This is a genomic window from Paenibacillus contaminans, assembly GCF_003285015.1.
Lineage (GTDB): Bacteria > Bacillota > Bacilli > Paenibacillales > NBRC-103111 > Paenibacillus_V > Paenibacillus_V contaminans.
Window position 1 is genome coordinate 93,563 of record NZ_QMFB01000033.1, and the last position, 10,955, is coordinate 104,517.

Here is a 10,955-nt window from a genome sequence, read left to right on the forward strand (position 1 = left end):
GAAGGGCTGCTAGATTGCTAGCTTGCCGGCGGTTGGCGCTGCCGGTCTTTGACAGCAGCATGGAATACCGGTTGGCGAGCCTTTTTTTGGATTGCAGGGCTTGCGCCGAGGGCCGGAGAATGATCAATGCGGCAGGGGGATTCGTAGTGTGAGTGAGAAGTTGATGATAGCAGGAGGAAGGCCGCTGCGGGGCACGGTTCCGATTAGCGGAGCTAAGAACAGCGCCATAGCGCTTATTCCTGCGGCCATATTGGCGGAGTCGCCCGTCATTCTGGATAATTTACCGGAATTGAGCGACGTAAACATCTATACCGAGCTGCTTACGGAGCTTGGTGCCGTTATCGAACGGCAAGGCGATCAAATGAAAATCGATCCGACATCGCTTCGGCCCGTTCCGATGCCGAACGGAAACGTAAAGAAGCTCAGAGCTTCTTATTATATGATGGGCGCATTACTGGGCCGTTTCGGCGAAGCCGTAATCGGGCTGCCGGGAGGCTGCAATTTCGAACCGCGTCCGATCGATCAGCATATCAAAGGCTTTGAAGCGCTTGGAGCGGAAATAAGCAACGAATACGGGGCTATCCATATTCGCGCAAAGAAGCTGCAGGGCGCCAAAATTTACTTGGACGTCGTCAGCGTGGGCGCGACCATTAATATTATGCTGGCGGCATCTCGTGCCAAAGGCGCTACGATCATTGAAAATGCGGCCAAAGAGCCTGAAATAATCGATGTTGCCACTCTGCTTAATGCCATGGGGGCCAAAATCAAGGGCGCCGGCACGGAAACGATCCGCGTAGAAGGGGTGGACTCTCTTCACGGCTGCCGCCATTCCATTATCCCCGACCGCATTCAAGCGGCTACGTATATGATCGCCGCCGCTGCAACGCGAGGCGACGTTGTCGTGGATAACGTGATTCCGAAGCATCTGGAGGCGGTCACCGCCAAGCTGCAGGAAATGGGCGTTCATATTTACGAAATGGATGAGTCGATTCGTGTAGTGGGACAGCCGGAATATGAGAGCGTCGATGTGAAAGCGCTCGTTTATCCGGGCTTTGCAACCGATATACAATCGCCTATGACGAGTCTGCTTACGCAGGCGAGAGGAACCAGCATGATGACGGACTACGTCTACAGCAACCGGTATAAGCATGTTCCGGAGCTTCTGAGAATGGGCGCGCGCATCAAGCTCGAGGGCCGCTCGGCCATTATCGAAGGCTCCAAGCTATCCGCTGCGAAAGTGACGGCAACCGATCTTCGCGCAGGAGCGGCGCTTGTCGTGGCCGGCTTGACCGTCTCGAACGGCGTAACCGAAGTGAACGGCGTGGAATACATCGACCGCGGATATGACTTTCTGGTCGATCATCTATCCCGGCTTGGGGCCGAAATATGGCGCGAGAAGCTGTAAACACTTTTTCGGCATACCATGTGGAAGAATAGATTCGTATCGAATAGGCAATGCTAGAGAGGAAAATGAAAGAAGGCTCCCCTCGTTTTCCCGAAGATGCTGCTTCCCCTTCCTCGGGCTTATCCTACTTTCCCGGTTCTGTGTTTCGCAAATCCGATGTATATTTTTTAATGATTTTTCAATGCCAAAAGAATTCCTAAAAAAACTGAATAGGTGTGGTGGTAAACGTAATGGACTTACACTTGGCTGAGCTTGAGACGCTTAAGCTCAACGATCTTTACAAATTGGCCAAAACGCATCAAATTTCGCAATACAGTCAAATGAAAAAGAAAGAACTTATTTTTGCTATTCTTCGGGCACAGGCTGAGAAGAGCGGACTGATGTTTATGGAAGGCATTCTCGACATTTTGCAGGAAGGCTTCGGATTTTTGCGCCCGATCAACTATTTGCCGAGCTCGGAGGATATTTATATTTCCGCTTCGCAAATCCGTAAATTCGATCTTCGTTCGGGCGACCGCGTGTCCGGCAAGTGCCGTCCTCCTAAAGAGAACGAGCGTTATTTCGGACTTCTGCAAGTAGAAGCGGTCAACGGCGAAAAGCCGGAAACGGCCGCGGAACGTCTTCATTTCCCGGCGCTGACGCCGCTGTATCCGCAAAAGAAAATCGTCTTGGAAACGTCGCCTAACGTTCTGTCCACTCGGGTTATGGACCTGCTCGCTCCGGTTGGCTTGGGCCAACGCGGTTTGATCGTGGCGCCTCCGAAAGCCGGTAAAACGCTGCTCCTCAAAGAAATCGCCAACAGCATTTCGACCAACTATCCGGATATCGAGCTATTCGTTCTGCTTATCGATGAGCGGCCGGAGGAAGTGACGGATATGCAGCGTTCGGTTAAAGGCGAAGTTGTGGCATCCACATTCGACGAGCTTCCGGAAAATCATATTAAAGTGGCCGAGCTTGTACTCGAGCGGGCTCAGCGGCTTGTCGAGCATAAGAAGGACGTAGTCATTCTGCTTGACAGCATCACGCGGCTTGCACGGGCATACAACCTGGTCGTGCCTCCGTCCGGGCGTACGCTTTCCGGCGGTATCGATCCCGGAGCGTTTCACCGGCCGAAGCGGTTTTTCGGAGCGGCGAGAAATATCGAGGAAGGCGGCAGTCTGACGATCCTGGCTACAGCTCTTGTTGAGACCGGATCGCGGATGGATGACGTCATCTATGAAGAATTTAAGGGTACGGGCAATCTCGAGCTGCATCTCGACCGCAAGCTTGCGGAGAAACGGATTTTCCCGGCTATCGATATCCGCAGATCGGGTACGCGGCGCGAAGAGATGCTGCTGACCAAGGAAGAGCTCGAAAAAATTTGGGCGGTCCGCAAAAACATGCAGGAATCGCACGATTTTACCGAGGCATTCATCAAGAAGCTGGGCGACTCCAAAACGAACATCGAATTTTTGGAAACGCTCGATGCCAAGAATGGCGCTGCCGTAACCAAAAAGGTCAAAAACTCAGCTTCGTAGCATAAAGGGGAACCAGCAACCATGCATTTGGTTTATGCAGATAAAGACGGCAACGTGTTCGATCATCCCGACCATATCGCGCTTGCGCGGAATGGGGATATGATCGTGGAAGTGATGGACGACGAGCTGATTCCGCTTCCGGAAGGCGCTACGCTCGTCAGTCTCCCTCACACTCGGCCGGTCTATATGGATGCGCGGACAGGAGACATGAAGCCGTTTCCCGGCGAATATACGGCGGTCGGCGCCCTGATGCCGCAAGGTTATACGCGGCTTCTGCTGCCGGGCTACGTCAAGACGGACAAAACGCAGCGGTTGCCGCTGTTCGGGTATTCCGCAGTCGTTTGGAAGGACGGCGGCTTTTATGTGGCCGGCCGCCTGACGGACGATCCGCACCGCTGGAATCCTGCGAATTGCGATGTGAATCAGCTTGAGCTTCAGGTTGAGGAAATTGCGGCCAAGTATCCGGAAAACCGCTTGTACAAGCATTTGACAAAGTGCGCGCTTGAATACGAATGTTTAACGGCATCGAACACCTTCCTGAATCGTTGGGAAGGGGCGGTTCCCGTGTCGTACTCATGCAATGCCGGCTGCTTCGGCTGCATCTCCGAACAGCCTGACGAAAGCGGCTTTGTCGCGCCGCAGACGCGAATGAACTTCAAGCCGACGGTGGACGAAATCGTTGAAGTGATGCTGGAGCATTTAAAGACGCCGGAAAGTATCATCAGCTTCGGCCAAGGCTGCGAAGGGGAGCCTTCCACCCAGGCCAAGCTTATTATTGAAGCGATTAAGCGGGTGCGCGAGCGGACGGATATGGGATTCATCAATATCAATACGAATGCCGGCTTGACCGATCACATACGCGGTATCGTAGACGCCGGGCTTAATTTGATGCGGGTCAGCACCATCAGCGCGCTTGACGATCATTACAACGCTTATTACAAACCGCGCGCCTATAGCTTGAAAAACGTGGAGAAATCGCTCCGCTACGCATCGGATAAAGGTGTCGTAACATCGATCAACTACTTGATCTTTCCCGGCGTTACCGACCGGGAGGAAGAAGTCGAAGCGATGATCGACTTTGCCCGCCGTACCGGGCTCAAGCTCATCCAAATGCGGAATTTGAATATCGATCCGGAGGCGTACTTGGAGCTGATTCCAAAAGCGAAGGGCGAGCTTCTCGGGATGAACCAGATGATCGACATTTTCCGCGAAGAGCTGCCTGACGTCATTATCGGTTCGTACACGCACGTACCGGCAGAACTTTCCGCCCGCCGGGGATGAAAATGAAGTTGCAACGATTTCTTCGTTCGTGTTATACTCGTTTTACTGTGTCAATTTACTCTGGGCTGCCAACAAAGGCTCAGGGCGGAAAGAGGTGAAAGACATGAAAGCAGGAGTTCATCCGAACTACCACGTTACTAACGTTACTTGCGCTTGCGGCAATACGTTTGAATCCGGTTCGATCAAGCAAAATCTGCGCGTTGAGATTTGCTCGAATTGCCACCCGTTCTTTACAGGGAAGCAGAAATTTATCGATGCCGGCGGACGTGTCGACAAGTTCAAGAAAAAATACGGCATCTAAGCACAAACGGATTAAACCAACCTCTTCGGGTCATCCTATGACCAAAGGAGGTTGTTTTTTTATGAATATACCGGCTTGCATTTCGCCGCAATTCGTTCGGCTTCTCGGCAAGCGGAGCCGTACGGTCGCCGCGGCCGCCCTTATTTCCATCGCGTTGATCGGCTGCGGGGGTAATGCCGATAAGGTGAAGACGAACTCTTATAAAAATGACGGATTGCTCGGGACGACGCAGGGGAATCCGAATAATCCCGCCAATCCCCAATATCATACCTATGCCGCCGATACGCAGCTCATCAAAAGCACGCTCCAGCAAATTTCCGGGATCCGCTCTTCGAGCATTATCATGAACGGTCCTAACGTATACGTGAACCTCGATTTGACGGATGACACCCCGCTTGAAGAAGCGATGCGGATCAAAAACGAGGCGCAGACGAAGGTAAGCCAGATGATGCCCCGTTATAATGTGAAAGTGTCCACGAATAAGTCGCGGATGCTGAACGGGGTAAAATAGCCGCTGCTGCCAATGGCTGGACCATGTTGCTATTTGGCGTTTAATCGGCTATACTTAGTTTTGCCGCGCTAGACGGGGAGGTAGCGGTGCCCTGTAACCTGCAATCCGCTATAGCGGGGTTGAATTCCTTGTTAGAGGTCCTGTCGATGTAAGGTCTGACGCTTACACGTGGTGTTGACGGCCGGGTCCTCCGCAATGGATGCTCATGAACCTGGTCAGGTCCGGAAGGAAGCAGCCATAAGTGAGATTTTTCATGTGCCGGAGGGCAGCCTAGCCAGAGCTAACGATAAGCGTTCCGCTTGGATCGCAGCGATCAATAACAGGTGCGCGGCATCAAATGAATATCGTTCGATAACGAATAGCGAATAACGAAACATTCCAGTTAAGACGATGTCTTGATTTGGAATGTTTTTGTTTGTTTTGGAAGGAAAATGCAAAGAAAGGGAGAAGTTAAATACATATCAGAGTACACGGCCGAACGAAGATAAACGGTTGCGTCGCATAAACGGCTTGCGAAGCGCGCCTTTATCCATGGGACCCTAACAACAGGTAAGACAGATCTGCCGGGAAATTGAAAACCAGCTTGCAGTTGAAACTGGGGGGATTTGTTGTTGGATACGCCTCAATTATTTCGAATGGATCTTTCAATGGATGAGCTTCGCGTCTTTATCCAATGCAGCACGAATCAAGCTTTACTTGTGACTGACGACAAACAAAGAATCGTCATGTGCAACTCCGCTTTAACCTCGGCAATCGGGAAGTGCGTTGTCGGAGAGACGCTCATTCAAGCGTTTAAGCTCTACGATCCGGCTTCAAAGCTTCATAACGAATGTGAAAAGGCTTCCAAAACGGGGCGCGTCCCAAAGCTGCGCATCAGCGTATATGGCCGGGTCCGCGAGAGCGAATATGAAATGTTCCGGCTGCGGGCTGTCGATACGGGAGAAACGATGTATTTGCTCCATATCAAGCAGCTGCTCAGCAAAGAAGAGCCTACGATCCTGCAGCAATTTGCCGGGTCGCTCATGAAGGATGTCAATCTCGGCGTGCTGCTAATCGACGCGGATTTTACGCTGATCGACATAAGCGACATGGCATGCCGCGTGCTCGGGCTTAACAAGAACGATATTATCAATACGCCGATGGATCGCATATTTTCGTCCGTGCCGCTGGAGCATCGGCTTGTGCAGCCTTCGCTCCTTGAAGGAGTCATCGTACGCAACCACGCCGTTTCCTGGACGAATAACCGGGAACGCTACGAGCTTTTGCTCGATTCCAACCTGCTTAAAGACTTCATGGGCCGCACGGTCGGGGCTTACGTCATTTTTAAGGACGTGACGAATCTCCGTTCGCTTGAGGAGCAAGTTCAGAGAAGCGACAGGCTGGCTATGATCGGGCAGATCGCAGCGGGTACGGCTCACGAAATTCGCAATCCGCTGACCTCGATAAAAGGCTTTTTGCAGGTGCTCAAAAATTCCTTCGTAGAGAGCGGCATGGAGAAGGAAAAGAGCTACACCGACATTATGCTGACGGAGATCAACCGGATCAACGAGCTGGTCAGCGAGTTTCTGCTGCTCGGCAAACGCAAGAACGTTAACTTCGACAAGATGTCGGTTACGGCGGTTATGAGCGAGATGCTGCCTATTATTAACAATGAGGCGCTTTTGCACGGCGTTACCGTACAGTACGAGAGCGCCAGCGATGCGCCGCAGGTCATAGCGGACCGCGAGATGCTGAAGCAGGTTTTTCTGAACATTTGCAAGAACGGAATCGAGGCGATGACGGAGGGCGGGGTCCTTTCCATTTCAGAAAAGGTCGATATGGACGAAAGAAAAGTACACATCGATATTCACGATACGGGACCCGGCATTCCCAATTTTGTCATCGACAAAATATTCGATCCCTTTTTCACCACTAAAGAGAACGGTACCGGACTAGGGCTGTCGGTTTGCCAGAGAATCATTCATGACATGGGAGGGACCATCCGTGTCGCCTCCAAGGGGTTCGGCACGACCTTCACCCTTTGTATTCCGATCTTATAGAACAGCCGGGGGAGATTCCCTCCATTTCCTTGGCAGGCCGTGTATAGTATAATGGATATGAATGTTCTGAAATAAATGAAATGTGGAGAAGGACCCAATGGCGCATATTGCATTGTATCGGTCATGGCGACCGCAGGCTTTCGGCGATATGGTTGGACAGGCGCATATTACGCGTACGCTGCAAAACTCTTTGAAGGAAGGCAGACTTACGCATGCGTATTTGTTCTGCGGACCTCGCGGTACCGGTAAAACAAGCGCCGCCAAAATTTTGGCGAAAGCGGTCAACTGCGAACGAGGTCCTGCCGAGGAGCCATGTAACGAATGTTCGGCATGCCGGCGCATTACGGAGGGCGCGCTTGTCGATGTGCAGGAGATCGATGCCGCTTCTAACCGCGGCGTGGAGGAAATTCGCGATATTCGCGATAAAGTGAAGTATGCGCCCACTGAGGTGCGTCACAAAGTATATATCATCGACGAAGTCCATATGCTGACGACAGAAGCGTTTAACGCCCTGCTGAAAACATTGGAGGAGCCGCCGGCGCACGTTATGTTTATTCTTGCCACGACGGAGCCGCACAAGCTTCCGGCCACGATCATTTCGAGATGTCAGCGTTATGATTTCCGCCGCGTTCCGCTCGAAGAGCAGGTCGGACGCCTTGCGCATGTTTGCCGGGAAGAAGGAATCGAGACGGAGAAGGAAGCGCTGCAATATATTGCGCGCCTGTCCGAAGGCGGAATGCGCGATGCGCTCAGCCTGATGGATCAGATGATTTCGTTCTCCGGGCGTGAGATTACGTATGACAGCGTCGTCTCGATGACCGGCGGGATCGCGCACGATCAATTCCGGCAGCTTGCCGTTATGGTGAAGGACGCTAATGTCGGGCAAGCGCTGGCTTTGGTCGGCGGACTGCTGGAGGAAGGCAAAAGCGCCGACCGCTGTATCGAAAGCTTGCTGCACTACTTCCGGGATATGCTTATGATTAAGCTGATGCCGGAAGGGCAAGCGGTGACGGAGCGGATCATCGACGTACAGTCGTTCGCCGAGCTTGGCCGGGCATACGCGAACGAGCGAATTTTCGGCATCATCGATACGCTGAACCGCTATCAGGTCGAAATGAAGTATTCCGCCCAGCCGCAAACGCTGCTTGAAGTAGCCGTCATGAAAATATGCACGTCTTCATCGTCTGCCGAGCAAGGCGCTGCAGCTTCTGCAGCCGCAGCGGCGCCGGCGGCTTCCGCTCCGGAAGTGGAGATGCTGAAGAACAGGGTTGCGCAGCTTGAGCAGCAGCTCCAGCGCATCATTCAGACGGGAGCCGCGCCTGCTGCGGGGGCCGCCGCTTCCCGGGGGCAGGATGCGCCGTCGCGCACGACTTCGGCGCCTGCCGTCAGAAGATCGACGGTCAAGCTCGATCCTTATTTGGCGGGCAAAGACTCGTCCGATTTCAAGCAGGTTTTGATGAAATGGAGCCAGGTGCTGGCGCAGGTCAAGGAGCAGAAAATTTCCGTTCACGCTTGGCTTGTAAACGGAGAACCGGTATCGTTCCATCAAGATAACGTGCTGCTCTGTTTCAAGAGTCCCCTCCATCGCGAAACGACCGAGAAGCCTGCTAACAAGCAGCTGATCGAGCAAGTGATGACCGGCGTTTTCGGGCATACGGTTGCTTTCGTAACCGTAATGCAGAAGGAATGGCAGGAGGCCGAGGCGGCTCCGCAGCAGCCGGCCGAAGAGATGCGTTTGGAAGCGGAAGAGCCGGCCGGATACAAGGAAGAGCATGTTAACCAGGCGCTTAATATGTTCGGCGAGGACTTAGTCAAAATCAAAGATTAAAGGAGACGAACGATATGAACAACATGAACCAAATGATGAAGCAAGTGAAAAAAATGCAAGAGCAAATGATGAAGGCGCAAGAAGAGCTCGGCACCAAAACGGTGGAAGGCAGCGCGGGGGGCGGCGTCGTAACGGTAGTCGCTAACGGGCACAAGAAAATTTCAAGCATCGTTATTAAGCCGGAAGCGGTGGATCCGGACGATATCGATATGCTGCAGGATCTCGTTCTGACGGCTGTGAACGATGCGCTGAACCAAGCGGAAGAGCTGGCTAACAAAGATATGGGCAAATATACGGGCGGAATGAAAATTCCGGGCCTGTTCTAATAAACAGCGCCTAACGCCCGATTAAAGAGGGAGCAATTGTATTGTATTACCCGGAACCTATTGCGAAATTAATCGATGCATTCGGCAAGCTTCCTGGTGTCGGACCGAAGACGGCGGGGCGTCTCGCTTTCCACGTCCTGCGGATGAAAGAAGAGCAGGTCGTCGATTTTGCCAAAGCGTTGGTTAATGTAAAGCGAAATCTTCACTACTGTTCGGTATGCTGCAACATTACCGATATCGACCCGTGCCGGGTTTGCCAGGACAAAAGCAGGGACGGGTCGGTCATTTGCGTCGTTCAGGAGCCTAAAGACTTGGTGGCGATGGAACGCACGAAGGAATTCGGCGGTTATTACCATGTGCTGCACGGCGCGATTTCGCCGATGGAAGGAATCGGTCCGGACGAAATTTATATTGCGGAGCTTCTTAAGAGGCTGGGCGATGAGCAGGTGCAGGAGCTTATTTTGGCGACGAATCCGAATATCGAGGGCGAAGCGACGGCCATGTATTTATCCAGGCTCGTCAAGCCTTTCGGTCTGAAGGTAACGCGGATTGCGCACGGCTTGCCGGTCGGCGGCGATCTGGAGTATGCGGACGAAGTGACGCTAACCAAGGCGCTTGAAGGCAGGCGCGAACTGAATTGACGTTAGCACGAGAGCTTCTTGCGGTTTTTGCCGCAAGGGCTCTTTTTTATTATGCGGATAACGAGCTGGAGTATATTTTTCTGGATTGACAGGGGGATCCCTTGTCGATTGTTATTCGGATATTGCAATTCCGAAAACGTTGAGGCAGTTGAAGCAGGGTGTTTTTTTAGCGAGAGTATGGTTCTAAAAAAGGGAAGTCCCGCCTATATGTATAGAAGAATGCTGTCTTTCGACTATGCGAGGAGGGGTAAACGCATGACGCTGTTGTTCAAAAAGCGTTCGAACCAGGAAGAAGAGGACAAGCAGCTGCTTGTGAAGGAGATTCGCAAAGCGCATCTCGAATGGCTGGCGGCTCAAATGCGACTGGACTGGGTGCTGGAGCATGACGAGATCGATTATGCCGTTTACGCTATGGAAGCTGCTGAGAAAAAGTACGAGATGCTGCTTCGCCAAGCCAAAAAGCTGAATTGGGACAAAGCTCCGTTCTCGGTGCATGAACCGGTCGATTCGTCCGTTCCGTTTTTGCGCACGTATCATTTCTAAGTTTATTTAACGGCTAAAGGTCCGTGGGAATTGAAGGTAAAGCTTTACGATTCGGAGGGGTTTTATGCAATCGATTTGGTGGATGGTGTTCATCGTATCGTTCTCGCTGTTGATTTTGCTGTTGTTGAGAAGCAGACTGTCCGTCCAGTGGCTGGCTTACGTAGGGTTGAACGTTGTAGTCGCCGGACTGCTGCTCTACTTGGTCGATTGGGCGGGGAGCTCCTATCAGTTCCATATTCCGATCAATGTCCCGACTCTTGCGGTTGTGGCCATTCTCGGGGTTCCGGGTCTTGCTTTATTGGCGGCGGTAAAGCTTGTCGTCATATAAAGCAGGGAGGTTTAGCCGATGGAAAAATAATTTCGTATAAAAAGCTTGCATTCGGTATGCGGAATGTGATACATTACTTCTTGCCGCTTCTGAGGCGGACAAGCAACAAAGCAAGCGCAAGACGCCCGTTAGAACGCTGTCTGTAAGGCGGCGGACGAAATCGGTTGAAAAAAAGTGCTTGCAATGAGAAAGAACAATGTGTTATAGTATAAAAGTCGCTTTTGAGGCGATACTC

11 protein-coding genes and 1 other RNA gene are annotated in these 10,955 nt (G+C 52.2%); all 12 read left to right on the forward strand.

The window, feature by feature from the left end; genetic code table 11:
* Positions 1 to 163 precede the first annotated feature (163 nt).
* The 12 genes from DQG23_RS34865 to DQG23_RS34920 all read left to right on the forward strand — a co-directional run bounded on the left by DQG23_RS34865 (position 164) and on the right by DQG23_RS34920 (position 10,720).
* Positions 164 to 1,405 (forward strand): UDP-N-acetylglucosamine 1-carboxyvinyltransferase, encoded by a 1,242-nt coding sequence (locus tag DQG23_RS34865; RefSeq protein WP_113035676.1) that lies wholly within the window; start codon positions 164 to 166, stop codon positions 1,403 to 1,405.
* 230 nt (positions 1,406 to 1,635) lie between these two features.
* Positions 1,636 to 2,922: a transcription termination factor Rho gene (gene rho, locus DQG23_RS34870; RefSeq protein ID WP_113035663.1), complete on the forward strand. Its 1,287-nt coding sequence runs from the start codon at positions 1,636 to 1,638 to the stop codon at positions 2,920 to 2,922.
* A 21-nt stretch (positions 2,923 to 2,943) separates the two neighbouring features.
* Positions 2,944 to 4,203, forward strand: a complete 1,260-nt coding sequence (locus DQG23_RS34875) for a radical SAM family protein (RefSeq protein WP_113035664.1) — start codon at positions 2,944 to 2,946, stop codon at positions 4,201 to 4,203.
* 103 nt (positions 4,204 to 4,306) lie between these two features.
* Positions 4,307 to 4,504 (forward strand): 50S ribosomal protein L31, encoded by a 198-nt coding sequence (gene rpmE, locus DQG23_RS34880; RefSeq protein WP_113035665.1) that lies wholly within the window; start codon positions 4,307 to 4,309, stop codon positions 4,502 to 4,504.
* Positions 4,505 to 4,565: 61 nt separating this feature from the next.
* Positions 4,566 to 5,015 carry a YhcN/YlaJ family sporulation lipoprotein gene (locus tag DQG23_RS34885; RefSeq protein ID WP_158560863.1) on the forward strand — a complete coding sequence of 150 codons (450 nt, stop codon included), beginning with the start codon at positions 4,566 to 4,568 and terminating at the stop codon, positions 5,013 to 5,015.
* A 63-nt stretch (positions 5,016 to 5,078) separates the two neighbouring features.
* Positions 5,079 to 5,346, forward strand: an RNA gene (gene ffs, locus DQG23_RS34890) — signal recognition particle sRNA large type.
* A 280-nt stretch (positions 5,347 to 5,626) separates the two neighbouring features.
* Positions 5,627 to 7,054 carry an ATP-binding protein gene (locus DQG23_RS34895; RefSeq protein WP_420330267.1) on the forward strand — a complete coding sequence of 476 codons (1,428 nt, stop codon included), beginning with the start codon at positions 5,627 to 5,629 and terminating at the stop codon, positions 7,052 to 7,054.
* Between the two features lie 97 nt (positions 7,055 to 7,151).
* Complete coding sequence (gene dnaX, locus DQG23_RS34900; protein WP_113035667.1) at positions 7,152 to 8,882, forward strand: DNA polymerase III subunit gamma/tau; 1,731 nt, start codon at positions 7,152 to 7,154, stop codon at positions 8,880 to 8,882.
* A gap of 14 nt (positions 8,883 to 8,896) precedes the next feature.
* Positions 8,897 to 9,208, forward strand: coding sequence for a YbaB/EbfC family nucleoid-associated protein (locus DQG23_RS34905; RefSeq protein ID WP_113035668.1), 312 nt, complete (start codon positions 8,897 to 8,899; stop codon positions 9,206 to 9,208).
* A 41-nt stretch (positions 9,209 to 9,249) separates the two neighbouring features.
* The gene (gene recR, locus DQG23_RS34910) at positions 9,250 to 9,849 is read left to right on the forward strand and encodes a recombination mediator RecR (protein WP_113035669.1); all 600 of its coding nucleotides are present in this window, start codon (positions 9,250 to 9,252) and stop codon (positions 9,847 to 9,849) included.
* A gap of 255 nt (positions 9,850 to 10,104) precedes the next feature.
* Positions 10,105 to 10,392 carry a DUF2508 family protein gene (locus DQG23_RS34915; RefSeq protein ID WP_192894673.1) on the forward strand — a complete coding sequence of 96 codons (288 nt, stop codon included), beginning with the start codon at positions 10,105 to 10,107 and terminating at the stop codon, positions 10,390 to 10,392.
* A 64-nt stretch (positions 10,393 to 10,456) separates the two neighbouring features.
* The gene (locus DQG23_RS34920; RefSeq protein ID WP_113035670.1) at positions 10,457 to 10,720 is read left to right on the forward strand and encodes a pro-sigmaK processing inhibitor BofA family protein; all 264 of its coding nucleotides are present in this window, start codon (positions 10,457 to 10,459) and stop codon (positions 10,718 to 10,720) included.
* Positions 10,721 to 10,955 lie beyond the last annotated feature (235 nt).